Below are 22919 nucleotides of genomic sequence, written 5' to 3'. Positions count from 1 at the left end.
TGACCGTGGTTCCGCTGTCCAGGCCGCTTTTGGCGGCGTTCGCGACTATAGCAGCAATGATTAAGTGCTTCAATTCCATAAAAATTGTTATCATCCGCGGCATGACAACTACTGCCCCTTCGACTCCAGGCGTTCAACTGCTTGAAGTCTCGCCGGAGTATGCCGGCCAACGAATCGACAATTTCCTCCTTGCCCGGCTCAAAGGCGTGCCCAAGACCTTGATTTACCGCATTTTGCGTAAAGGCGAAGTGCGCGTGAACAAGGGCCGGATCAAGCCCGAATACAAGCTGCAGGCCGGCGATATCGTGCGCGTGCCGCCAGTTCGCGTGCCTGAACGCGACGAGCCGGTGCCATTGGCCCAAGGGCTGTTGCAGCGCCTGGAAGCCTCGATCGTCTACGAAGACAAGGCCCTGATCGTGATCAACAAGCCCGCCGGCATTGCGGTTCACGGCGGCAGCGGCCTGAATTACGGGGTGATCGAAGCCTTTCGTCAGTTGCGTCCCGATGCCAAGGAGCTGGAGCTGGTTCACCGTCTCGACCGGGACACCTCCGGTCTGCTGATGATCGCCAAGAAGCGCAGCATGCTGCGGCACTTGCACGCGGCATTGCGCGGTGACGGTGTCGACAAACGCTACATGGCGCTGGTTCGCGGTAATTGGGCGACTTCGATCAAGCAGGTCCGTGCGGCGCTCGGCAAGAGCAATCTGCGCTCCGGCGAGCGTATGGTCGAAGTCGACGAGGAGGAGGGCAAGGAGTCGGTGACCGTGTTCAAGGTCCTGCGCCGCTTCGGCGACTTTGCCACCCTGATCGAAGCCAAGCCGATCACCGGTCGTACGCACCAGATCCGCGTGCACACCTTGCACGCCGGGCACTGCATTGCCGGTGACACCAAGTACGGCGATGACGGTTTCAGCAAGGAAATCCGCGATCTGGGCGGCAAGCGCCTGTTCCTGCACGCCTACATGCTGACCGTGCCGCTGCCCGATGGCGGTGAGTTGAAGTTGCAGGCACCGGTCGATGAAATGTGGGCCAAGACTGTGGAGCGATTGAGTGCGCCCATCTGATTGCAAACTGCTGATTTTCGATTGGGACGGCACCCTCGCCGATTCCATTGGTCGGATTGTCGACGCGATGCATTCGGCGTCCGCCCGTTCCGGTTTCGAGTTGCGTGATGATTTTGCCGTCAAAGGCATCATCGGCCTGGGCTTGCCCGAGGCGATCCGTACCTTGTACCCGGCGATCAGCGATGCCGAGATGACGTTGTTTCGCGAGTATTACGCCGATCACTACATCGCGGCCGAAGCCGTACCTTCGCCGTTGTTCGAAGGTGTAGTCGAGTCGATGGCGTCGTTTCGCGAGCAGGGTTATCACTTGGCGGTGGCGACCGGCAAGAATCGTCGCGGACTGGATCGGGTGCTCAAGGCCAATGGCTGGGAAGATTATTTCGATATCACCCGCGCTGCCGACGAAACGGCGAGCAAGCCGCATCCGCTGATGCTGGAACAGATTCTCGCGCATTGTCGCGTGCGGCCTGAACACGCATTGATGGTTGGCGATTCGTCCTTCGATCTGCTGATGGCGCGCAACGCCGGGATGGCCTCTGTGGCGGTCAGTTATGGCGCGCAGTCGATCGAATCGCTGCAGCAGTTCGAGCCGCACCTGTCGATCGACCGTTTTTCTGAATTGCACGCCTGGCTGGGGCAGCAGGCTTAATACGATTTTGCTGGGGTACCGCGCATGACCGACGAATGGAAAGCACCGGCCAAGGCAAGTGCCGACGACGGTGACGAGAAAAGCTGGAAGCTGCTGGAAAAGACGTTGCTGGCTGGCGTGCAGGAGCAGCGTCGCTCGCGGCGTTGGGGGATTTTCTTCAAGCTGCTGACGTTTGTTTATCTGTTTGTTGCGCTGATCCTGTTCACGCCGCTGATGGACATGGAAAAGAGCGCCACCCGCGGTCCGAACTACACCGCGCTGATCGACGTCACTGGGGTGATCGCCGACAAGGAGCCTGCCAGCGCCGACAATATTGTCGGCAGTCTGCGGGCGGCTTTCGAGGACAAGAAGGTCAAGGGCGTGATCCTGCGGATCAACAGTCCTGGCGGCAGCCCGGTGCAATCGGGTTACGTGTACGACGAGATCAAGCGTCTGCGCGGCCTGCATCCGGATACCAAGGTGTATGCGGTGATTTCCGATCTCGGTGCGTCCGGCGCCTATTACATCGCCAGTGCGGCGGATCAGATCTATGCCGACAAGGCCAGTCTGGTCGGCTCCATCGGCGTGACGGCGGCGGGTTACGGCTTTGTCGGCACCATGGACAAACTGGGTGTCGAGCGCCGCACTTACACCTCGGGCGAGCACAAGTCGTTCCTGGACCCGTTCCAGCCGCAGAAGCCTGACGAGACTGCGTTCTGGCAGACCGTGCTGGACACCACGCACAAGCAGTTCATCAATAGCGTCAAGCAGGGTCGCGGTGATCGCTTGAAGGACAAGGAGCATTCGGAGCTGTTCTCCGGTCTGGTCTGGTCCGGCGAGCAGGCGCTGCCACTGGGTTTGATCGATGGTCTGGGCAATGCCAGTTCGGTTGCGCGGGATGTGATTGGCGAGAAAGAGCTGGTGGATTTCACCGTTCAGGAATCGCCGTTCGATCGCTTCTCGAAGAAGCTCGGTGCCAGCGTGGCTGAGCAGTTGGCGATGTGGATGGGTTTCCACGGGCCATCGTTGCGCTGATTGGTTTTCAAGAACAAAAGATCGCAGCCTGCGGCAGCTCCTACAGCTGCCGCAGGCTGCGATCTTTTGCTTTAAGGGATTTGCACGCCTTCGGCCAGCAACATGTCGATCAGGCGAATCAGCGGCAGGCCGATCAAGCTGGTGGCGTCCGGCCCTTCGGTGGACTGAAACAGGCTCACGCCCAGACCTTCGGCCTTGAAGCTGCCGGCGCAGTCATAGGGTTGCTCCAGGTGCAGGTAACGCTCTATGCGCGCTTCGTCGAGCTGGCGCATGTGTACGGTGAAGGGCACGCAGTCGACCTGGCAATGGCCAGTCTGGCTGTTGAGCAGGGCGAGGCCGGTGAGGAAGGTCACGCTGGCGCCGCTGGCGGCCAGCAGTTGCTCGCGGGCCTTGTCGAAGGTGTGGGGTTTGCCGACGATGCGCTCGCCGAGCACGGCGACCTGGTCCGAGCCGATGATCAGATGAGCCGGGTGACTGGCAGCCAGTGCCCGGGCTTTCTGTTCGGCGAGACGCTTGACCAGTGCGATGGCGGATTCGCCTGGTTGGTGGCTTTCGTCGATATCCGGCGAGCTGCAGACGAACGGCAGGTGCAGGCGGGCGAGCAGTTCCCGACGGTAAGTCGAGCTGGAAGCAAGTAATAAAGGCAGCATGGGCGTCTCCTGAGGCAGGTGCGAATTCTAGCGGAGGCACGCAAGTGACGGACAGGGCACAATTTCCTTTGACATGGGTGGGGGCATCCCTATAATGCTGCGCCTATGTTGAATGACCCGATTCCACCTCACGTTGACCCGCGCAAATTGGCTGACCGTGGCACCACCCTTCAAGGTGAACTGCTGCTGGCCGATTTGAAGAGACTCTGCGACCCGCTTTCCGACGATGTCGGTACGGTGCAGGCCAAATTCGTTTTTGAACGAGATGAACGTAAATCTGTGGTAATCCACAGCTTTATCGACACCGAAGTCAAAATGGTTTGCCAGCGTTGTCTTGAGCTGGTCACCCTGCCGATCCACAGCGAATGCAGTTACGCTGTAGTGAAGGAGGGTGCGAATACCCAGTCGTTACCGAAAGGTTATGACGTGCTGGAACTGGGCGAAGATCCATTGGATCTGCAGTCGCTGGTCGAGGAGGAGCTTCTGCTCGCCTTGCCCATTGTGCCTGCTCATCATCCGGAAGAATGCCAGCAGCCGGCGGGAGCAGATGAACCCGAACCGAGCGAGGACGAGGTAACGCGGTCCAACCCGTTCAGTGTATTGGCGCAGTTAAAGCGTGACCCAAACGTTTAGGAGTTAATCAATTATGGCTGTTCAGCAGAACAAAAAATCCCGCTCTGCCCGTGACATGCGCCGTTCGCACGACGCTCTCGAGGCTAGCACCCTGTCTGTAGAAAAAACCACTGGTGAAGTTCACCTGCGTCACCACGTATCGCCAGAAGGCGTATACCGTGGCCGTAAAGTGATCGACAAGGGCGCTGACGAGTAATCACTTGTCCGCTCAAGTCATCGCGATTGACGCAATGGGCGGGGACTTCGGTCCCCGCAGCATTGTTCAGGCCAGCCTTGCTTGCCTTTCTGCTACGCCCTCGCTGCACCTGACCCTCGTCGGTCAACCCTCCCTTCTTGAAGAACTGATCAACGGCCAGTCGGCTGCCGATCGCGCGCGCCTGACGATTGTCCCGGCGTCTGAAGTCATCACCATGGACGAAAAACCGACCCAGGCCTTGCGTGGCAAGCCGGATTCGTCGATGCGTGTTGCCCTGGAACTGGTGCGTGACGGCAAGGCGCAGGCCTGTGTCAGCGCTGGCAATACCGGTGCGCTGATGGCGTTGTCGCGGTTCGTGCTCAAGACCTTGCCGGGGATTGACCGGCCGGCGATGGTCGCGGCGATTCCGACGCAGAAGGGTTACTGCCAGTTGCTCGACCTCGGCGCCAACGTCGATTGCAGCGCCGAACACTTGCTGCAGTTCGCGGTGATGGGGTCAGTCGCAGCGCAGACGCTGGGCATTGCCCGGCCACGGGTGGCGCTACTGAATATCGGCACCGAAGACATCAAGGGCAATCAGCAGGTCAAGCTGGCCGCGACCTTGTTGCAGGCGGCGCGTGGCATCCACTACATCGGTTTTGTCGAGGGCGATGGTCTGTATCGCGGTGAAGCGGATGTAGTGGTCTGTGACGGCTTTGTCGGCAATATTCTGCTCAAGTCCAGCGAGGGTCTGGCGACGATGATCGCGGCGCGCATCGAGGCGTTGTTCAAGAAAAACCTCGCGTCACGCGCTGTGGGGGCACTGGCGCTGCCGTTGATGAAGCGTCTGCAGGCTGATCTGGCGCCGGCGCGACATAATGGCGCAAGCTTTCTCGGCTTGCAGGGTATTGTGGTGAAAAGTCACGGTTCGGCTGGGGTGCAGGGCTTTCAGAGTGCGATTCAGCGCGCACTGATCGAGATTCAGGAGAATCTGCCCGAGCGTCTCCATGGTCGTCTTGAGGATTTGTTGTCTTAGGCGTTTTCGTCGGACAATGCTTAAATGTGACCGCCCGGTTCAAAGGGCCATCCAACTGTCAGTTTCTTGCGTCCCTCTAGCGGGATGCCATTTTTCCGACGACAAGATCATTAGGGGCTTGTTACATGTCTGCTTCCCTCGCATTCGTCTTTCCAGGACAGGGTTCGCAGTCCCTCGGCATGCTGGCCGAGCTGGGCGCGCAACATCCGCTGATTCTCGAAATATTCAAAGAAGCCTCCGATGCTCTGGGCTACGACCTGTGGGCACTGACCCAGCAAGGTCCGGAAGAGCTGCTCAATCAAACCGACAAGACCCAACCGGCCATTCTGACCGCCTCGATCGCCCTGTGGCGTCTGTGGCTGGCTGAAGGCGGCGCGCGTCCGGCATTCGTTGCCGGTCATAGTCTGGGTGAATACAGTGCGCTGGTTGCTGCCGGCAGCCTGAGCCTGGCTGACGCGGTGAAGCTCGTTGAGCGCCGTGGCCAGTTGATGCAGGAAGCGGTTCCCGCCGGGCAGGGTGGCATGGCCGCCATTCTCGGTCTGGAAGACGCTGACGTACTGGCAGCCTGCGCCGAAGCGGCGCAAGGCGACGTGGTCAGCGCGGTCAACTTCAATTCCCCAGGCCAGGTTGTGATTGCCGGCGCCAAGGCTGCCGTTGAGCGTGCCATCGAACTGTGCAAAGCCAAAGGCGCCAAGCGCGCCATGCCGCTGCCAGTCAGCGTGCCGTCGCACTGCGAACTGATGCGTCCGGCTGCCGAACGCTTTGCCGAATCCATCGCCGCCATCGACTGGCAGGCGCCGCAGATCCCGGTGGTACAGAACGTCAGCGCGCAAGTGCCGGCCGATCTGGAAACCCTCAAGCGCGATCTGCTCGAACAACTGTACAAACCCGTGCGCTGGGTTGAATCGGTGCAGACGCTGGCTGCCAAGGGCGCCACCAGTCTGGTCGAGTGCGGGCCGGGCAAAGTCCTGGCCGGTCTGAACAAACGTTGCGCCGAAGGCGTTTCGACTTCCAACCTCAATACCCCAGACGCTTTCGCTGCCGCCCGTGCAGCGCTGGCCTGAATCAGGAGAAACTTGCATGAGTCTGCAAGGTAAAGTTGCACTGGTCACCGGTGCAAGCCGCGGTATCGGCCAGGCTATCGCCCTGGAACTGGGTCGTCAGGGCGCCATCGTTGTTGGCACCGCGACCTCCGCCAAAGGCGCCGAAGCGATTGCCGCGACGTTGAAAGAGCACGGTATCCAGGGCACGGGCCTGGAACTGAACGTCACCAGCGACGAATCGGTCAGTGCAGTGCTGGCGAGCATTCAGGAGCAGTTCGGTGCGCCGGCGATTCTGGTCAATAATGCCGGTATCACCCGCGATAACCTGATGATGCGCATGAAAGACGATGAATGGTACGACGTGATCGATACCAACCTGAACAGTCTGTATCGCCTGTCCAAGGGCGTTTTGCGTGGCATGACCAAGGCGCGCTGGGGTCGAATTATCAGTATTGGCTCGGTGGTGGGTGCCATGGGCAACGCCGGCCAAGTAAACTATGCAGCCGCCAAGGCCGGTCTGGAAGGTTTCAGCCGGGCAATGGCGCGTGAAGTCGGTTCGCGTTCGATTACGGTCAACTCGGTAACCCCAGGGTTTATCGACACCGATATGACCCGCGAACTGCCTGAAGCACAGCGTGAAGCCTTGCAGACGCAGATTCCGCTGGGTCGTCTGGGGCAAGCTCAAGAGATCGCGTCCGTGGTCGCTTTTCTTGCATCCGACGGTGCGGCATACGTCACTGGGGCTACAATCCCGGTGAACGGTGGGATGTACATGTAAGTAAAATGTGACGGATTGCTTCAAAAAAATGTCATACGAGCTGTCTAAAATCCGTTATAAAGCTGCAATCTATTTATAGGCAGGTGGCCGCAGGGTTCGAGGAATGAAGCTTTCAGTTGAAAAGCTGAAAAGCCTTTCTATACACTTACCCACTGGCCAGCTGCCTGAATTTGTCCATTAGGAGTGAAAACAAGGTATGAGCACCATCGAAGAGCGCGTCAAGAAAATCGTTGCCGAGCAACTGGGTGTTAAAGAAGAAGAAGTGGTCAACACCGCTTCCTTCGTTGAAGACCTGGGTGCCGACTCCCTTGACACCGTTGAGCTGGTGATGGCTCTGGAAGAGGAATTCGAGACCGAAATCCCTGACGAAGAAGCTGAGAAGATCACTACTGTACAAGCTGCAATCGACTACGTTACTAGCCACCAGGCGTAATAGTTTGTAATCGTTGTCTGCTGTCATGGAAAAACCGCACTGCCATCATGGCGTGCGGTTTTTTCTTTAGGCCTGATGCAAAGTCGTCATTTGAAAAAGGAGAGTGCTGTGTCGCGTAGACGCGTCGTAGTCACCGGTATGGGTATGTTGTCGCCACTGGGCACGGATGTGCCGAGCAGTTGGCAGGGCATTCTGGCTGGCCGCAGTGGCATTGGTCTGATCGAACACACCGACCTTTCTGCCTATTCCACCCGTTTTGGCGGCTCGGTAAAGGGCTTCAATGTCGAGGAATACCTGTCGGTCAAGGAAGCGCGCAAGCTCGACCTGTTCATTCAGTACGGTCTGGCTGCGGGGTTTCAGGCGGTGCGCAACGCCGGGCTGGAAGTCACCGACGCCAACCGTGAACGCATTGGCGTGGCCATGGGGTCGGGCATTGGCGGTCTGACCAACATCGAAGAAACCAGCCGTACCCTGCATGAGACGGGCCCGCGTCGAATCTCGCCATTCTTCGTGCCAGGCTCGATCATCAATATGATTTCCGGTTTCCTGTCCATCCACCTGGGTGCGCAGGGGCCTAACTACGCCATCGCCACGGCGTGTACCACCGGTACGCACTGCATCGGCATGGCGGCGCGCAACATCATGTACGACGAAGCCGACGTGATGATCGCGGGCGGTGCCGAAATGGCCGCGTGCGGTCTGGGCATGGGTGGCTTCGGCGCGTCCCGTGCGCTGTCGACCCGCAACGACGAGCCAACCCGCGCCAGCCGTCCGTGGGACAAGGGCCGTGACGGCTTCGTGCTGTCCGACGGTGCCGGCGCGCTGGTACTTGAAGAACTCGAGCACGCCAAGGCGCGCGGCGCGACCATCTACGCCGAGCTGATTGGCTTCGGCACCAGCGGCGATGCGTTCCACATGACCTCGCCACCTGCCGATGGCGCCGGTGCAGCGCGCTGCATCACTAACGCCCTGCGCGATGCGAAGATCAATGCCGATCAGGTGCAATACATCAACGCCCACGGTACTTCGACGCCGGCTGGCGACCTCGCCGAAGCCAATGCGCTCAAGTCGGTGTTCGGCGAGCACGCCTACAAGCTGGCGGTCAGCTCTACCAAGTCGATGACCGGTCACCTGTTGGGTGCGGCGGGCGCAGTGGAGGCGATCTTCAGCGTACTGGCGATCAACAGCCAGGTGGCGCCGCCGACCATCAACCTCGAAGAGCCGGACGAAGGCTGCGATCTCGACTTTGTGCCGCACACCGCGCGCAACATGGATATCGACGTCGTACTGTCCAACTCCTTCGGCTTTGGCGGCACCAACGGCACGTTGGCGTTCCGTCGGTTCGCTGGCTGATGGACAGCTGGGTCGACGGTCAGCCGGCTGACGCTCTGTCGCTGAAAGATCGCGGCCTGGCTTACGGTGATGGTCTGTTCGAGACCATTGCCGTGCACGGTGGCCAGCCCGTGTTGCTGGACCGTCATCTGGCGCGTCTGGCCGAGGGCTGCGCGCGTCTGGCCCTCGCGGCTGATCTTGAGCGGGTCCGCCAGGAGTTGCTGAGCTACGCGGCGGCGATGGGCGAGGGCGTGCTCAAGTTGATTCTCACCCGCGGCGACGGCCTGCGTGGTTATGCGCCCGATCCTGCAGCGCCGGGTCGGCGCATTCTGCAAGGCAATCCGCCTGCTGCTTACCCTGCCGCGCATGGCGAACAAGGCGTGCGTCTGTTTCCCTGTGTCACGCGGCTGGCGAACCAGCCTCTGCTGGCCGGGCTCAAACATCTGAATCGTCTGGAGCAAGTGCTCGCCCGTGCCGAGTGGCGCGACAGCGAGCATGCCGAAGGGTTGATGCTTGATCAGGCCGGACGCGTCATCGAAGGTGTGTTCAGCAATCTGTTTCTGGTGCGCGACGGCGTATTGATCACGCCGGATCTGAGGCGTTGCGGCGTTGCCGGTGTGATGCGTGCTGAAATATTGTTTCAGGCCGAGTCATTGGCCATCCCCACCCAAATTAGCGACATCAGCCTCGAACAGCTGCAATGGGCTGATGAAGTGTTTATCTGCAACAGCGTGTATGGCGTCTGGCCGGTACGTGCCTACGCTGCGCTGAGCTGGCCGGTTGGCCCGCTCACCCGTAAACTGCAAACCATTTCCCGCGCTCTACTGGATGCCTGATACGTGAGACGTAAACTCTTGCTGCTGCTGGAAACCGGACTGGTTCTGGCAGGGCTGCTGATGGGCGCCAGCGCCTGGAAGATTCATTCGGCGCTGGAACAGCCCCTGAACATCACGCAGGAAGAACTGCTGGATGTGCCGAAAGGCTCGACGCCGACCCGTACCTTTCTTGAGCTCGAAACCGACGGCGTGATCAAGGATGCCTTCTGGTTGCGCATCTACTGGCGCTTCAATCTGGCTGGCACGCCGATCCATAGCGGCGAATACCGCATGCAGCCGGGCATGACCGTCAACGGTCTGATCGACCTGTGGAAGCGTGGCGAAGTGGTGCAATACAGCCTGACCCTGGTCGAGGGCTGGAACTTCCATCAGGTCCGCGCCGCCCTGGCCAAGGATGACAAGATCGAACAGACCCTCAAGGGCCTGAGTGACAGCGAAGTGATGGAGAAAATCGGCCATCGCGGACTGTTCCCGGAAGGTCGGTTCTTCCCGGATACCTACCGTTTCGTACGTGGTTTCTCCGACGTCGATTTGCTGAAAAAAGCCTTCGACCGCCTCGACGAGGTGTTGGCCAAGGAGTGGGAAAACCGCTCGCCGGACGCACCCTACAGCGAGCCCTATCAAGCGCTGATCATGGCGTCGCTGGTGGAGAAGGAAACCGGCGTACCGCAGGAGCGCGGGCAGATTGCCGGCGTGTTTGTGCGCCGCATGGCGCTGGGCATGCAGCTGCAGACTGACCCGACGGTGATCTACGGCCTCGGCGATCGCTACACCGGCAAGTTGACCCGCGCCCATCTCAAAGAGCCGACGCCGTACAACACCTATGTGATTCCCGGTTTGCCGCCGACGCCGATCGCCATGGTCGGACGCGAAGCGATTCATGCCGCACTGAATCCGGTGCCAGGCAACAGCCTGTATTTTGTCGCCCGTGGCGACGGCAGCCACGTGTTCTCCGATGATCTGGAGGCGCACAACAGTGCGGTGCGCGAGTTCCAACTCAAGCGTCGCGCCGATTACCGCTCCAGCCCGGCCCCGGCCAATGCTCCGGCTGCACCGGCCACCGCGACCGAAGAGGCGATTCCCGCTGCGTCGCCCAATACTGCGCCGCAAGTGCTGCCGCAGGTCGCGCCTCAGGATCCTGCGCCGGCGCCTGCTGCCGAGCCAGAGCTTGCGGCACCGCAAAACGCGCAATGACTTTGATTAAGGACTGCCTGTGACTGGCTTGTTTATTACCCTGGAAGGCCCGGAAGGCGCCGGCAAGAGCACCAACCGCGAATACCTCGCCGAGCGTCTGCGCGCCGAAGGTATTGAAGTGGTGCTGACCCGCGAACCGGGCGGCACGCCACTGGCCGAATGTATTCGTGATGTGCTGCTGGCCCCCGCCGACGAAGTCATGAACCCCGACACTGAGCTGTTGCTGGTGTTCGCCGCCCGCGCCCAACATCTGGCCGAGGTGATCCGCCCGGCACTGGCCCGTGGCGCGGTGGTGTTGTGTGATCGTTTCACTGACTCGACGTATGCCTATCAGGGCGGCGGTCGCGGTTTGTCGCTGGAACGTATCGCGACACTGGAGACGTTCGTCCAGGGCGATTTGCGCCCCGATCTGACACTGATTTTTGATCTGCCGGTGGAAATCGGTCTGGCCCGTGCCAGTGCTCGCGGCCGACTGGATCGCTTCGAACTCGAAGGCCGGGCGTTCTTCGAAGCAGTGCGCGGTGCGTTTCTCAAGCGGGCCGAAGCCGATCCTGCACGCTATGTGCGGATCGATGCCGGGCAGCCGCTGGTCGACGTGCAGCGCTCACTGGACGCGCTATTGCCGCGTCTGCTGGAGTTGAGCCGTGGCTGAGGCCTATCCATGGCAGGACAGTCTCTGGCAGCAACTGGCCGGCCGTAAGCAGCATGCTCATGCGTACTTGCTGCATGGCCCGGCCGGGATCGGCAAGCGCGCGCTCGCCGAACGGTTGATGGCCAGCCTGCTGTGCCAGCGGCCGACGCCCGAGGCCTGCGGCGAGTGCAAATCCTGTCTGCTGCTCAACGCTGGCAGCCACCCGGACAACTACATCCTTGAGCCGGAGGAGGCCGACAAGGCGATCAAGGTCGATCAGGTGCGCGATCTGGTCAGCTTCGTGGTGCAGACCGCGCAACTGGGCGGGCGCAAAGTGGTGCTGATCGAACCGGTGGAGTCGATGAACATCAACGCCGCCAACGCCTTGCTCAAAAGCCTCGAAGAGCCCTCCGGTGATACTGTGCTGTTGCTGGTCAGCCACCAGCCGAGCCGTTTGCTGCCGACGATCAAGAGTCGTTGCGTGCAGCAGGCGTGTCCGTTGCCGGGCGAGGCCATGAGCCTGCAATGGCTGGCACAGGCCCTGCCGGAATGTTCCGCAGAAGAGCGCGTCGAACTGCTGACGCTGGCGGCGGGTTCGCCATTGGCGGCGGTCAGCCTGCAGGCTCAGGGCGTGCGCGAGCAGCGCGCGCAAGTGGTCGAAGGCGTGAAGAAGTTGCTCAAACAGCAGCAATCGCCGACGCAACTGGCCGAAGAATGGAAAAACATTCCCATGCTGCGCCTGTTCGACTGGTTCTGTGACTGGTCGAGCCTGATCCTGCGTTATCAATTGACCGAGGATGAAAACGGCCTGGGTCTGACCGACATGCGCAAGGTCGTGCAGTATCTGGCGCAGAAAAGCGCGCAGGGCAAAGTCCTCGAGATTCAGGACTGGATTCTCGCGCAGCGGCAGAAAGTTCTGAGCAAGGCCAACCTCAATCCGGCCTTGTTGCTGGAAGCGTTGCTGGTGCAATGGGCGAGTTTGCCGGGCCGACGTTAATCGCCCCGGAACGGCTGTGTGCGCCTAGACTCTGAAGATCAGCAGAGGAGGTCAACATGAATGAACCCATGAGCCCGGGGCCGCGCAACGGCATTCTGTCCCTTACTATCAAGGACAAGTCGGTGCTGTACGCCGCCTACATGCCGTTCATCAAGAACGGCGGCCTGTTCATCCCGACCAACAAAAGCTACAAGTTGGGCGACGAGGTGTTCATGCTGCTGAACCTGATGGACGAGGCGGAAAAGATACCGGTCGCCGGCAAGGTCGCGTGGATCACGCCCAAAGGCGCGCAGGGCAATCGTGCCGCCGGTGTCGGCGTGCAATTCAACGATGGCGACAACACCGCCCGCAGTCGCATCGAAACCCATCTGGCCGGAGCCCTCAAGTCCGACCGTCCCACTCATACGATGTAAGTTGCAGCCCTTTTATGCTCGTAGATTCTCATTGTCACCTTGACCGCCTCGACCTCGCCGCCCATGACGGCTCGCTGGATGCCGCACTCGATGCCGCCCGGCAACGCGGGGTAGGGCACTTCCTGTGTATCGGCGTCAGTGCCGACAATGCGGCCGACGTCAAAGCCCTCGCCGAGCGCTATGCCGATGTCGATTGCTCGGTCGGCGTGCATCCGCTGGATGTGCAGCCGGGCGCTGCGCCGGCGCTGGACTGGCTGCTGCACGAACTCGATCACCCGAAAGTGGTGGCGATCGGTGAAACCGGTCTGGATTACCACTACGAGCCGGAGGCCGCCGAATTGCAGCAGGAATCGTTCCGTCTGCACCTGCAAGCGGCGCAGCAGACCGGCAAACCGGTGATCATCCACACCCGTGGCGCCCGTGCCGACACTCTGAACCTGCTGCGCGAGGCTGCACTGCCCCAGGCCGGAGTGCTGCATTGCTTCACCGAAGACTGGGACATGGCCAAAGCCGCGCTGGACATGGGGTATTACATTTCCCTGTCGGGCATCGTCACCTTCCGCAATGCCGATGCCCTGCGCGATGTGGCGAGCAAAGTGCCGGCCGACCGTTTGCTGGTGGAGACCGATTCGCCGTACCTGGCGCCGATTCCGTATCGCGGCAAGCCCAACCTGCCGCAGTACGTGCGTGAGGTGGCGGAGTTTCTGGCGATGCTGCGCGGGGAAAACTACGAGCGGTTTGCCGAGCAGACCACCGAGAACTTCAAGCGCCTGTTTCCGCTGGCCCATGTAGAAACCTGATCCTGTAGGAGCTGCCGAAGGCTGCGATCTTTTGATTTTAAAAAAACAGATCAAAAGATCGCAGCCTGCGGCAGCTCCTACAGGGTGCGATGTGCGTAAGTGACAGGGATTTGCGCCAAATCGCAGGCAAAAAAAACCCGGGTTCTGGGGGGTGAATCCGGGTTAAGACCATTAGGAGTAAAACAAAGGCACGCGGTCCCTTGGTACCTTTACCGGCGCGGCACTTGGGGGAGATGCCGCCCGACAGTTCAAGTATTGATCAGTCTGGCGTGCAGTCCAGTTAGCCGGTCGGAGTTTTTAAACAAATTTGGAATACGCGCGCTTCAGTTGAGTTCTCATTCCACCCCGCGCGTTCGCAAAATGAACAAGAAACACAGATATGGTCGGATGATCCGTGCATTTTTGTGCAAGTTAGGCATAATACGCGGCTTCGAATTTTGACCCCTACAGACCTTTTCTTATGCACAAAGAACCCCGTAAGGTCCGTGAGTTTCGTCGCCGCGAGCAAGAAATTCTCGATACCGCGCTCAAGCTGTTCCTCGAACAAGGTGAAGACAGTGTCACCGTCGAGATGATTGCTGATGCCGTGGGTATCGGCAAAGGCACGATCTACAAGCACTTCAAATCCAAGGCCGAGATCTATCTGCGGCTGATGCTCGATTACGAGCGCGATTTGAACGAGCTGCTGCATTCGGCCGATGTCGACAAGGACAAGGAAGCGCTGTCCCGTGCCTACTTCGAATTCCGCATGCGCGACCCGCAGCGTTATCGCCTGTTCGATCGTCTCGAAGAGAAGGTCGTAAAAGGCAATCAGGTGCCGGAAATGGTCGAGGAGCTGCACAAGATCCGTGCCTCGAACTTCGAACGCCTGACCTTGCTGATCAAGGGCCGGATCAGCGAAGGCAAGCTCGAAGACGTGCCGCCGTACTTCCACTATTGCGCGGCCTGGGCGCTGGTGCACGGCGCCGTGGCGCTGTATCACTCGCCGTTCTGGAGCAACGTGCTGGAAGATCAGGAAGGTTTCTTCCAGTTCCTGATGGACATCGGCGTGCGCATGGGCAACAAGCGCAAGCGTGATCCGGAAACGCCGAGCAGCTGAATCATTCAGCGGCCTTATTGCGCCATGATTTCGAACATGACGCAGTACCGCAGGAATATACTCAGGCATAGGGCTTGCTAAAACTTGAGTTGTGAGTCAAGTTTTAGCGGCTCGAAATTCTATCGCCGGAGTGATCATGATCGTTGACCGTCAAGGCAGGCGTTTTCGCAATTTGCGCATCAGCCTGACCTCCGCCTGCAATTACGCTTGTACCTACTGCGTGCCCAATGGCAAGCGGCTGGTGGCTGCGCAGGATGAGCTGTCGGCCGAGGCCATGGCACGCGGCGTGGCCTACCTGATTGAAGCCGCCGGCATCGAGCGCTTGCGCATCACCGGCGGTGAGCCGCTGGTCAGCCCCAAACTCGAATCGTTCATGAGCGCCGTCGGCAAGATGGGCCTGGACGACATCAGCCTGACCACCAACGGTCAACTCCTGGCGAAGAAACTGCCGCTGCTGGTGGACGCCGGTCTGCGCCGGATCAACGTGTCCCTCGATACCCTCGACGCGGCAGCCTTTCGCAGCATCGCCCGTGGCGGCGATCTGGCCACCGTGCTCGATGGCATGGATCAGGCGCAGGCCGCCGGGCTGAAGATCAAGGTCAATATGGTGCCGTTGCGCGGGCAGAACCTGGATCAGGTGATGCCGCTGCTCGAATACTGTCTGGAGCGCGGCTACGAGCTGCGCTTCATCGAGTTGATGCGTATGGGCCATCTGGCCAGCGACGGCAATGCCTTCCTGCAACAGTTCGTCAGCCTGCAACAATTGCTGAGCCTGATCGGCGAGCGCTACGAATACGCCCAGGCCGATGCGCCGGTAGATGCTACCGCCGTGCGTTACGCGATTCCTGGTGTCGGTCATTTCGGCGTGATCGCCAACGAAAGCGTGCCGTTCTGCCGCACCTGTTCGCGCTTGCGCCTGTCCTCGACCGGTTGGCTGCATGGCTGCCTGTCGTCGAGCAACCGCCACTATGTCGGCGACCTGCTCGACAAACCACGCCATCAGGCGCTGCCGGCATTGCAGCGCTTGCTGGTCAAGGCGCTGGGCGACAAGCAGGAAGTGGCGTTCTCCGGTGGCGCTACCGTCATGAAGATTATCGGCGGTTGATCAACCGCTTTCGCGAGCAAGCTCGCTCCCACCTTTGGAATGTGTTCCCCTGTGGGAGCGAGCTTGCTCGCGAATGCATTTTATAAACCCCCGAAGATCCTGAGCTGGCGCAAAAGCTGCATTCAACGGCCATTCGCCGGTTTTCCGTCACCGGCTTCTGGAGGATGAGGATGCGTAGCCTGGTTTTGCTGCTGGCCGTTTTGGCGCTTGGCGGCTGTATGACTGTCAGCGATATGGCCGAAGGCACTCGCTATCAGATGAGCGACGCGGGGCTGCTGGATCACAGTGACAGCCGCCGGGTGAACAACTTCCGCATTCAGCCGGACTCGTTCATTTACATCGCCCAGGGCGCTTTTGCGCCGCCGGGTGGCTCCTACCCGCGGCCGAACGTGGTCGCCGAAGAAGCCTTCAAGGGCTTTGTCGAATACTTCCCGATGGTCCGCCGCGCGCGGGCGCCGGAGGGTCTTGATCAGGCGATGGGCGAAGCCCGCGATGCCGGCGCTCACTACCTGCTGTACACCCGTTTCGCCAAGGCTGACGACCGCATCGGCAACTCCGACGAGTGGCTCGATGAGGAAGCCGTGGATCGCTTGGGCATCGACAGCGGGGTGATTCAGATCATGTTGATCGAGACCAGCACCCAGTATTTGATTGATACTGCACGGATCAAGAGTCGTGGCGGTTTACTGACGTTCCACGACAACAAGCCGGAAGACCTGATCGGCCCGCCACTGGCGCAATACGCGCGCAGCCTGCTGGGAGTCGGCGACCAATAACCCAAGGAGTACGCCATGAGTGGCCCGCAAAAAGCCAATGACCTGTTGGGACAGATCCCCAAAACCAAAGGCCTGCCGCCGGTGCACTTGTGGAACCCGGACTTCTGCGGCGACATCGACATGCGCATCGCCCGCGACGGCACCTGGTATTACCTGGGCACGCCGATCGGGCGCAAGCCGATGGTCAAACTGTTCTCCACCATCATCCGCCGCGATGGCGATGATTACTTCCTGATTACTCCGGTGGAGAAGGTCGGGATCACGGTTGACGATGCGCCATTCGTGGCGATTGCCGTGGAAGTCGAAGGCGAGGGCGAGGCGCAATTGCTGCGTTTCACCACCAACGTCGAAGAGACCGCCGAGGCCGGGCCGGAACATCCGATCCGCGTCGAGATCGATCCGCAGACCCAGGAACCCGCGCCTTACGTGCACGTGCGCAGTAACCTCGAAGCGCTGATCCACCGCAACGTGTTCTACCAACTGGTGGAACTGGCGGTCAGCCGCGAAATCGACGGGCAGCGTTGGCTCGGCGTGTGGAGTGGCGGCGAGTTCTTTCGCATCGGCCTTGAACCTTGAAAAGATCGCAGCCTTCGGCAGCTCCTGCATGACGTATACCTGTAGGAGCTGCCGAAGGCGGCGATCTTTTTTGTCGTTGACAGCCAATCATATGATCATTAGCGTGTTCACCCATCGCGACTCGCCTTGAGGTTTTCATGTCCAGCAGCTTTCATGCGTCAACGGTCGACTGGCTGGGCAGCTGGATCGCTGCCGGCCAGGTCAGACCGGGGCAGACGATCAAGGTCGAGGCGGATCTGGGCCAGCAGCTCGGCGTCAGTCGTACGGTGATCCGCGAAGCGATCAAAACCCTTGTCGCCAAAGGCATGCTCGAAGTCGGGCCGAAAGTCGGCACCCGGGTATTACCGGTGCGGCGCTGGAACCTGTTCGATCCGCAAGTGGTCGGTTGGTTGTCACGCAATGGCTTGCCGGAAAACTTTGTCGACGACCTGCTCGATCTGCGCCGCACCATCGAGCCAATGGCCGTGCGCTGGGCGTGTGAACGCGCCAGCCTGGCGCAGATCGAAGCAGTGCAACTGGCTTACAACGCGTTGGAGCGGGCGGTGGATAGCGGCATCGATTACAACCGCGCCGACCAGGTGTTCCACGAATGCATTCTGGCGGCCAGCCACAATCAGTTCATCGAGCAAATGGTCCCGGCCCTCGGTGCGCTGCTCGCGGTGTCGTTTGAAGTGTCCGCCGCCGACCCCGACGAATTGCGCCGCACCTTGCCGATTCACAAGGACATGGCCGACGCCATCGCCACCCGCGATGCCGCGCGCGGCGTGTGGGCTTGCATGACCCTGATTGACAACGCCGACCTGGCGATCAAGCGTTTTTACCCGAAAGTCATGGCCGACAGAAAAGCCAGCTGAACACACCGACATCCCCTGTGGGAGCGAGCTTGCTCGCGAATGCGTCAAGTCAGATATTTCACTGTTGACTGACACTCCGCTTTCGCGAGCAAGCTCGCTCCCACAGTGAAAACAATATGATCCAAGGAGTTGCCATGACGTGGACCGCCGTAACCCAACACCGCGCCCGACTCGGTGAAGGCCCGTTCTGGGACGCCCCGACGCAGGCGTTGTACTGGGTCGATATCGCCGGCAAACAGGCGCTGCGGCTGATCGGCGACAATGTGCAGATCTGGCAGATGCCCGAGCACGTTTCCGCGTTTATTCCCTGTGCCAGCGGCGATGCGCTGGTGACCCTGAGCAGCGGCGTCTATCGCCTCGATCTGGATTCCCCCGGCCTCGAACCACGCCTGACCCTGTTCTGCATCGCCGATCCGCAACCGGGCAATCGGCCCAACGAAGCGCGTTGCGATGCCTTGGGCCGGTTATGGCTTGGCACCATGCAAAACAACATCGGCGACAACGGTGAAGACCTGCCGATCGAGCGCCGCTCCGGTGGCTTGTTCCGCATTGATCCTGACAAGCGCGTCACGCCACTTCTGCTTGGGTTGGGCATTCCCAACACGCTGCTGTGGAGCGACGGCGACACCAGGTTGCTGTTCGGCGACAGTCTCGATGGCACGCTCAATCGTTATTTCATTCACACCGACGGCACGCTCGGCGCTCCCGAGCTCTGGTACGGCGCGGACGGGCAGGGCGGGCCTGACGGTTCGGCGATGGATGCCGAAGGTTACGTGTGGAACGCTCGTTGGGACGGTAGTTGCCTGTTGCGCCTGACACCGGACGGCAAGGTCGAGCGCAGGATTGATTTGCCGGTCCGCCGTCCGACCAGCTGCGTGTTCGGCGGCGAAGACCTGAAAACCCTGTACATCACCAGCGCGCGCAGTCCGCACAACCATCCTTTGGATGGCGCGGTGCTGTCAATGCGGGTCGACGTGCCGGGCAAGCTCTGCACGCGATTTGCGGGTTAAATCCCAAAATATGGGATGCAAAATTATATATTGAGATTATTTGGCGGTCGGGTTTATAGTCGGCTCCAGCAGTAACACGCACTCACACTTAAAAAAACAAAACAGGTGAAGTGATGCAGCGAATTTCCATCGCACTCCCCAGCGGAGTCAGCGTTTCGCAACGGCCCGGCGTCGCTCGCCGCGCCTGCCTGTTTGTTTTTCACAGCCTTCCAGACCGGACATCGGCAGATGCCCGGTTTTTTTGTGCTGAACAAACAGGAGTCCTGATTCATGGCTGAACCTCTTACCTTGCCGCCGGTGCCCGCACCGCCGAGGGGCGAGCGTCTGAAGAACAAAGTCGTGCTGTTGACCGGCGCTGCCCAAGGCATCGGCGAAGCGATCGTCGCCAGCTTCGCCTCGCAGCAAGCAAAATTGGTGATCAGCGATATTCAGGCGGATAAGGTCGAGAAGGTCGCCGCCCACTGGCGCGAGCAGGGTGCCGACGTCCAGGCGATCAAGGCCGACGTGTCGCGCCAGCAGGATCTGCACGCCATGGCCAGACGCGCGGTCGAGTTGCACGGGCGTATCGATGTGCTGGTCAACTGCGCCGGGGTCAACGTATTCCGCGACCCGCTGCAGATGACCGAAGAGGACTGGCGCCGCTGCTTCGCCATCGACCTGGACGGCGCCTGGTACGGCTGCAAAGCCGTTTTGCCGCAGATGATCGAGCAAGGCGTCGGCAGCATCATCAACATTGCCTCGACCCATTCCAGCCATATCATTCCCGGCTGCTTCCCGTATCCGGTGGCCAAACACGGCCTGCTCGGACTGACCCGGGCGCTGGGCATCGAGTACGCGGCGCAGGGGATTCGGGTCAACGCGGTCGCCCCGGGCTACATCGAGACGCAACTGAACGTCGATTACTGGAACGGTTTTGCCGACCCGCACGCCGAGCGTCAACGCGCATTCGATCTGCACCCGCCCAAACGCATCGGCCAGCCGATTGAAGTGGCGATGACCGCCGTGTTTCTGGCCAGTGATGAAGCACCCTTTATTAATGCCTCATGCATCACCATCGATGGTGGGCGCTCGGTGATGTACCACGACTGAGCGGATCGGGCTTAAGGCGTTAAAGTACGCCTGAAATCCAATCATCATACGATATGACTATTGTCGACAGATTGCAGGAATACCCAGTAACACCACACCAAGCTTTTCAAAAACATGCTCAAAAAAAATAACAAGGAGTCAGCTTATGAAACGTCGATTCGGAATTCGTACCCTGTGCAGTGCCGCGCTGGCGGTCACCGCGTTCAGCCTGAGCAGTTCGCTGTTGGCCGCCGATGCCGTGAAAATCGGTTTCCTGGTCAAGCAGGCTGAAGAGCCGTGGTTCCAGACCGAGTGGGCCTTCGCCGAGAAGGCCGCCAAGGACAAGGGCTTCGAACTGATCAAGATTGCCGTGCCGGACGGCGAGAAAACCCTCTCGGCCATCGACAGCCTCGCCGCCAACGGCGCCAAGGGCTTCGTGATTTGCCCGCCGGATGTGTCGCTCGGTCCGGCAATCATGGCCAAAGCCAAACTCAATGACCTCAAAGTGATTGCCGTCGACGACCGTTTTGTCGACGCCAACGGCAAGTTCATGGAGGACGTGCCGTACCTCGGCATGGCCGCGTTCGAAGTCGGCCAGAAGCAGGGCAACGCGATGGTCGCCGAAGCGAAGAAACGCAACTGGGACTGGAAAGACACCTACGCGGTGGTCAACACCTACAACGAGCTCGACACCGGCAAGAAACGCACCGACGGTTCGGTCAAATCCCTGGAAGACGCCGGCCTGCCGAAGGATCACATCCTGTTCGCCGCGCTCAAGACCCTCGACGTGCCGGGCAGCATGGACGCCACCAACTCGGCGCTGGTGAAACTGCCGAGTGCGGCGAAGAACCTGATCATCGGCGGCATGAACGACAACACTGTGCTTGGCGGCGTGCGCGCGACCGAAGCGGCCGGGTTCGCTGCAACCAACGTGATCGGCATCGGCATCAACGGCACCGACGCCATCGGCGAGCTGAAAAAACCCAACAGCGGCTTCTTCGGTTCGATGCTGCCGAGCCCGCACATCGAAGGCTACAAGACCGCCGAGATGATGTACGAGTGGGTCACCACCGGCAAAGAGCCACCGAAGTACACGGCGATGGACGACGTCACCCTGATCACCCGCGAAAACTTCAAGCAAGAGCTGGAAAAAATCGGCCTGTGGAATTGATCGCGGCACGAACGGTGTAAAGAGGTGGCTTTATGCACGCGCAAGTACAGACACAACAACGCAGCAGCGGCGGCAGCCTGCGCTTCAACGGGATCGGCAAGACCTTTCCCGGGGTGAAGGCGCTGGACGCCATCAGCTTCGTCGCCCACCCGGGGCAGGTCCATGCCTTGATGGGTGAGAACGGCGCCGGCAAGTCGACCCTGCTGAAGATCCTCGGCGGGGCCTACATCCCGAGCAGCGGCGAGTTGCAGATCGGCGAGCAGACCATGGCGTTCAAGTCGACCGCCGACAGCATCGGCAGTGGCGTCGCGGTGATTCACCAGGAGCTGCATCTGGTGCCGGAAATGAGCGTGGCCGAGAACCTGTTTCTCGGCCATCTGCCGGCCAGTTTCGGCCTGATCAATCGCGGCATCCTGCGCCAGAACGCCTTGGCCTGCCTCAAGGGCCTGGCTGATGAAATCGATCCGCAGACCAAGGTCGGGCGCCTGTCGCTCGGCCAGCGGCAACTGGTGGAAATCGCCAAGGCGCTGTCCCGTGGCGCGCATGTGATCGCCTTCGATGAGCCGACCAGCAGCCTTTCGGCCCGCGAGATCGACCGTTTGATGGCGATCATCGGGCGCCTGCGTGACGAGGGCAAAGTGGTGCTCTACGTCTCGCATCGCATGGAAGAGGTGTTCCGCATCTGCGACGCGGTGACGGTGTTCAAGGATGGCCGCTATGTGCGCACCTTCGACGACATGAGCCAGTTGACCCATGATCAACTGGTGACCTGCATGGTCGGGCGCGATATCGAGGACATCTATGATTACCGCAGCCGCCCGCGTGGTGCGGTGGCGCTGAAAGTCGATGGTCTGCTCGGTCCGGGCCTGCGTGAACCGGTGAGTTTCGAAGCGCACAAGGGCGAGATTCTCGGTTTGTTCGGCCTGGTCGGCGCAGGGCGTACCGAGTTGTTCCGGCTGCTCAGCGGGCTCGAACGCAGCAGCGCCGGACGCCTGGAATTGCGCGGTCATGAACTGAAGCTGCGCTCGCCGCGCGACGCGATTGCCGCCGGGATTCTGCTGTGTCCCGAGGACCGCAAAAAAGAGGGAATCATCCCGCTGGCCAGCGTCGCGGAGAACATCAACATCAGCGCGCGCGGGGCCAATGCCAGTCTCGGCTGTCTGCTGCGCGGACTGTGGGAGAAGGGCAACGCCGACAAGCAGATCAAGGCGCTGAAAGTGAAGACGCCGCATGCCGGGCAGCCGATCAAATTCCTTTCCGGCGGCAACCAGCAGAAGGCCATTCTCGGTCGCTGGCTGTCGATGCCGATGAAGGTCTTGCTGCTCGACGAACCTACCCGCGGCATCGACATCGGCGCCAAGGCCGAGATCTACCAGATCATCCATAACCTGGCCGCCGACGGCATTTCGGTGATCGTGGTGTCCAGCGATCTGATGGAAGTGATGGGCATTTCCGACCGCATTCTGGTGCTGTGCGAAGGCGCGTTGCGCGGCGAAGTCAGCCGCGACCAGGCCAATGAATCCAACCTGCTGCAACTGGCTTTGCCGCGCCATCGCGCTGACGGCGTGGCGAACTGAGAGGT

26 protein-coding genes are annotated in these 22919 nt (G+C 60.4%); 25 read left to right on the top strand and 1 reads right to left on the bottom strand.

Annotated features, from left to right (window positions below):
* Positions 1-101: 101 nt before the first annotated feature.
* The 3 genes from rluC to sppA are packed head-to-tail and all read left to right on the top strand — an operon-like array spanning position 102 to position 2727.
* Positions 102-1064 carry a 23S rRNA pseudouridine(955/2504/2580) synthase RluC gene (rluC, locus tag ACXR0M_RS24825; protein ID WP_007950779.1) on the top strand — a complete coding sequence of 321 codons (963 nt, stop codon included), beginning with the start codon at positions 102-104 and terminating at the stop codon, positions 1062-1064.
* Positions 1051-1713, top strand: coding sequence for an HAD-IA family hydrolase (locus ACXR0M_RS24820; protein WP_458834284.1), 663 nt, complete (start codon positions 1051-1053; stop codon positions 1711-1713). The genes rluC and ACXR0M_RS24820 overlap by 14 nt, the downstream gene beginning before the upstream one ends.
* Positions 1714-1737: 24 nt before the next feature.
* Positions 1738-2727 carry a signal peptide peptidase SppA gene (gene sppA / locus ACXR0M_RS24815; RefSeq protein ID WP_458834283.1) on the top strand — a complete coding sequence of 330 codons (990 nt, stop codon included), beginning with the start codon at positions 1738-1740 and terminating at the stop codon, positions 2725-2727.
* A 71-nt stretch (positions 2728-2798) separates the two neighbouring features.
* Here the strand turns inward: sppA and ACXR0M_RS24810 are convergent, their stop codons facing one another.
* Complete coding sequence (locus ACXR0M_RS24810) at positions 2799-3377, bottom strand: Maf family protein (RefSeq protein WP_458834282.1); 579 nt, start codon at positions 3375-3377, stop codon at positions 2799-2801.
* Between the two features lie 105 nt (positions 3378-3482).
* Between ACXR0M_RS24810 and ACXR0M_RS24805 the strand changes: the two genes are divergently transcribed.
* The 22 genes from ACXR0M_RS24805 (at position 3483) to araG (ending at position 22914) form a co-directional block, all read left to right on the top strand.
* Positions 3483-4010: a YceD family protein gene (locus ACXR0M_RS24805; RefSeq protein ID WP_038364482.1), complete on the top strand. Its 528-nt coding sequence runs from the start codon at positions 3483-3485 to the stop codon at positions 4008-4010.
* A gap of 13 nt (positions 4011-4023) precedes the next feature.
* The gene (rpmF, locus tag ACXR0M_RS24800; RefSeq protein WP_003179396.1) at positions 4024-4206 is read left to right on the top strand and encodes a 50S ribosomal protein L32; all 183 of its coding nucleotides are present in this window, start codon (positions 4024-4026) and stop codon (positions 4204-4206) included.
* A 4-nt stretch (positions 4207-4210) separates the two neighbouring features.
* Positions 4211-5221 (top strand): phosphate acyltransferase PlsX, encoded by a 1011-nt coding sequence (plsX, locus tag ACXR0M_RS24795; RefSeq protein ID WP_458834281.1) that lies wholly within the window; start codon positions 4211-4213, stop codon positions 5219-5221.
* Positions 5222-5346: 125 nt separating this feature from the next.
* The gene (gene fabD, locus ACXR0M_RS24790; protein ID WP_458834280.1) at positions 5347-6285 is read left to right on the top strand and encodes an ACP S-malonyltransferase; all 939 of its coding nucleotides are present in this window, start codon (positions 5347-5349) and stop codon (positions 6283-6285) included.
* A gap of 16 nt (positions 6286-6301) precedes the next feature.
* Positions 6302-7042 carry a 3-oxoacyl-ACP reductase FabG gene (gene fabG / locus ACXR0M_RS24785; RefSeq protein ID WP_007967600.1) on the top strand — a complete coding sequence of 247 codons (741 nt, stop codon included), beginning with the start codon at positions 6302-6304 and terminating at the stop codon, positions 7040-7042.
* Between the two features lie 196 nt (positions 7043-7238).
* On the top strand, positions 7239-7475 hold the full coding sequence (acpP, locus tag ACXR0M_RS24780; RefSeq protein ID WP_003175607.1) for an acyl carrier protein: 237 nt from the start codon (positions 7239-7241) through the stop codon (positions 7473-7475).
* A gap of 108 nt (positions 7476-7583) precedes the next feature.
* Positions 7584-8828, top strand: coding sequence for a beta-ketoacyl-ACP synthase II (fabF, locus tag ACXR0M_RS24775; RefSeq protein ID WP_458834279.1), 1245 nt, complete (start codon positions 7584-7586; stop codon positions 8826-8828).
* A complete protein-coding gene (pabC, locus tag ACXR0M_RS24770; RefSeq protein WP_458834278.1) occupies positions 8828-9643 on the top strand; it encodes an aminodeoxychorismate lyase in 816 nt (271 codons plus the stop codon). The genes fabF and pabC overlap by 1 nt, the downstream gene beginning before the upstream one ends.
* A gap of 3 nt (positions 9644-9646) precedes the next feature.
* Positions 9647-10837 carry an endolytic transglycosylase MltG gene (mltG, locus tag ACXR0M_RS24765; protein WP_458834277.1) on the top strand — a complete coding sequence of 397 codons (1191 nt, stop codon included), beginning with the start codon at positions 9647-9649 and terminating at the stop codon, positions 10835-10837.
* Between the two features lie 19 nt (positions 10838-10856).
* Positions 10857-11489 carry a dTMP kinase gene (gene tmk / locus ACXR0M_RS24760; protein WP_458834276.1) on the top strand — a complete coding sequence of 211 codons (633 nt, stop codon included), beginning with the start codon at positions 10857-10859 and terminating at the stop codon, positions 11487-11489.
* Positions 11482-12465, top strand: coding sequence for a DNA polymerase III subunit delta' (locus ACXR0M_RS24755; protein ID WP_458834275.1), 984 nt, complete (start codon positions 11482-11484; stop codon positions 12463-12465). Before tmk ends, ACXR0M_RS24755 begins: the two co-directional genes overlap by 8 nt.
* A 56-nt stretch (positions 12466-12521) precedes the next feature.
* Positions 12522-12878: a PilZ domain-containing protein gene (locus ACXR0M_RS24750; RefSeq protein ID WP_458834274.1), complete on the top strand. Its 357-nt coding sequence runs from the start codon at positions 12522-12524 to the stop codon at positions 12876-12878.
* A 14-nt stretch (positions 12879-12892) separates the two neighbouring features.
* Positions 12893-13678 (top strand): TatD family hydrolase, encoded by a 786-nt coding sequence (locus ACXR0M_RS24745; protein WP_458834273.1) that lies wholly within the window; start codon positions 12893-12895, stop codon positions 13676-13678.
* A gap of 460 nt (positions 13679-14138) precedes the next feature.
* Positions 14139-14777: a TetR/AcrR family transcriptional regulator gene (locus ACXR0M_RS24740; protein WP_090285183.1), complete on the top strand. Its 639-nt coding sequence runs from the start codon at positions 14139-14141 to the stop codon at positions 14775-14777.
* A gap of 136 nt (positions 14778-14913) precedes the next feature.
* Complete coding sequence (locus ACXR0M_RS24735; RefSeq protein ID WP_458834272.1) at positions 14914-15882, top strand: GTP 3',8-cyclase MoaA; 969 nt, start codon at positions 14914-14916, stop codon at positions 15880-15882.
* 170 nt (positions 15883-16052) lie between these two features.
* The gene (locus ACXR0M_RS24730; protein WP_458834271.1) at positions 16053-16658 is read left to right on the top strand and encodes a DUF4823 domain-containing protein; all 606 of its coding nucleotides are present in this window, start codon (positions 16053-16055) and stop codon (positions 16656-16658) included.
* Positions 16659-16673: 15 nt separating this feature from the next.
* Complete coding sequence (locus ACXR0M_RS24725; RefSeq protein ID WP_458834270.1) at positions 16674-17234, top strand: DUF1285 domain-containing protein; 561 nt, start codon at positions 16674-16676, stop codon at positions 17232-17234.
* Between the two features lie 137 nt (positions 17235-17371).
* Positions 17372-18088: a FadR/GntR family transcriptional regulator gene (locus ACXR0M_RS24720; RefSeq protein ID WP_458834269.1), complete on the top strand. Its 717-nt coding sequence runs from the start codon at positions 17372-17374 to the stop codon at positions 18086-18088.
* Between the two features lie 134 nt (positions 18089-18222).
* Positions 18223-19098 (top strand): SMP-30/gluconolactonase/LRE family protein, encoded by an 876-nt coding sequence (locus ACXR0M_RS24715; protein WP_458834268.1) that lies wholly within the window; start codon positions 18223-18225, stop codon positions 19096-19098.
* Positions 19099-19368: 270 nt separating this feature from the next.
* Positions 19369-20187 carry an SDR family oxidoreductase gene (locus tag ACXR0M_RS24710; protein ID WP_458834267.1) on the top strand — a complete coding sequence of 273 codons (819 nt, stop codon included), beginning with the start codon at positions 19369-19371 and terminating at the stop codon, positions 20185-20187.
* Between the two features lie 145 nt (positions 20188-20332).
* Complete coding sequence (locus tag ACXR0M_RS24705) at positions 20333-21337, top strand: substrate-binding domain-containing protein (RefSeq protein ID WP_458834266.1); 1005 nt, start codon at positions 20333-20335, stop codon at positions 21335-21337.
* Between the two features lie 32 nt (positions 21338-21369).
* Positions 21370-22914, top strand: a complete 1545-nt coding sequence (araG, locus tag ACXR0M_RS24700) for an L-arabinose ABC transporter ATP-binding protein AraG (protein WP_458834265.1) — start codon at positions 21370-21372, stop codon at positions 22912-22914.
* The last annotated feature ends 5 nt before the right edge of the window (positions 22915-22919 follow it).

It is taken from the genome of Pseudomonas sp. Eth.TT006, from assembly GCF_054456575.1.
This window is presented reverse-complemented; position numbering and strand designations above follow the sequence as displayed.

Excerpts from the sequence above, each read along its gene's own strand:
- rluC (WP_007950779.1), top strand. The coding sequence starts at position 102 with ATGACAACTACTGCCCCTTCGACTCCAGGCGTTCAACTGCTTGAAGTC.
- sppA (WP_458834283.1), top strand. The coding sequence starts at position 1,738 with ATGACCGACGAATGGAAAGCACCGGCCAAGGCAAGTGCCGACGACGGT.
- ACXR0M_RS24810 (WP_458834282.1), bottom strand. The coding sequence starts at position 3,377 with ATGCTGCCTTTATTACTTGCTTCCAGCTCGACTTACCGTCGGGAACTG.
- ACXR0M_RS24805 (WP_038364482.1), top strand. The coding sequence starts at position 3,483 with ATGTTGAATGACCCGATTCCACCTCACGTTGACCCGCGCAAATTGGCT.
- rpmF (WP_003179396.1), top strand. The coding sequence starts at position 4,024 with ATGGCTGTTCAGCAGAACAAAAAATCCCGCTCTGCCCGTGACATGCGC.
- fabD (WP_458834280.1), top strand. The coding sequence starts at position 5,347 with ATGTCTGCTTCCCTCGCATTCGTCTTTCCAGGACAGGGTTCGCAGTCC.
- fabG (WP_007967600.1), top strand. The coding sequence starts at position 6,302 with ATGAGTCTGCAAGGTAAAGTTGCACTGGTCACCGGTGCAAGCCGCGGT.
- acpP (WP_003175607.1), top strand. The coding sequence starts at position 7,239 with ATGAGCACCATCGAAGAGCGCGTCAAGAAAATCGTTGCCGAGCAACTG.
- pabC (WP_458834278.1), top strand. The coding sequence starts at position 8,828 with ATGGACAGCTGGGTCGACGGTCAGCCGGCTGACGCTCTGTCGCTGAAA.
- ACXR0M_RS24750 (WP_458834274.1), top strand. The coding sequence starts at position 12,522 with ATGAATGAACCCATGAGCCCGGGGCCGCGCAACGGCATTCTGTCCCTT.
- ACXR0M_RS24745 (WP_458834273.1), top strand. The coding sequence starts at position 12,893 with ATGCTCGTAGATTCTCATTGTCACCTTGACCGCCTCGACCTCGCCGCC.
- ACXR0M_RS24740 (WP_090285183.1), top strand. The coding sequence starts at position 14,139 with ATGCACAAAGAACCCCGTAAGGTCCGTGAGTTTCGTCGCCGCGAGCAA.
- ACXR0M_RS24735 (WP_458834272.1), top strand. The coding sequence starts at position 14,914 with ATGATCGTTGACCGTCAAGGCAGGCGTTTTCGCAATTTGCGCATCAGC.
- ACXR0M_RS24730 (WP_458834271.1), top strand. The coding sequence starts at position 16,053 with ATGCGTAGCCTGGTTTTGCTGCTGGCCGTTTTGGCGCTTGGCGGCTGT.
- ACXR0M_RS24725 (WP_458834270.1), top strand. The coding sequence starts at position 16,674 with ATGAGTGGCCCGCAAAAAGCCAATGACCTGTTGGGACAGATCCCCAAA.
- ACXR0M_RS24720 (WP_458834269.1), top strand. The coding sequence starts at position 17,372 with ATGTCCAGCAGCTTTCATGCGTCAACGGTCGACTGGCTGGGCAGCTGG.
- ACXR0M_RS24715 (WP_458834268.1), top strand. The coding sequence starts at position 18,223 with ATGACGTGGACCGCCGTAACCCAACACCGCGCCCGACTCGGTGAAGGC.
- ACXR0M_RS24710 (WP_458834267.1), top strand. The coding sequence starts at position 19,369 with ATGGCTGAACCTCTTACCTTGCCGCCGGTGCCCGCACCGCCGAGGGGC.
- ACXR0M_RS24705 (WP_458834266.1), top strand. The coding sequence starts at position 20,333 with ATGAAACGTCGATTCGGAATTCGTACCCTGTGCAGTGCCGCGCTGGCG.
- araG (WP_458834265.1), top strand. The coding sequence starts at position 21,370 with ATGCACGCGCAAGTACAGACACAACAACGCAGCAGCGGCGGCAGCCTG.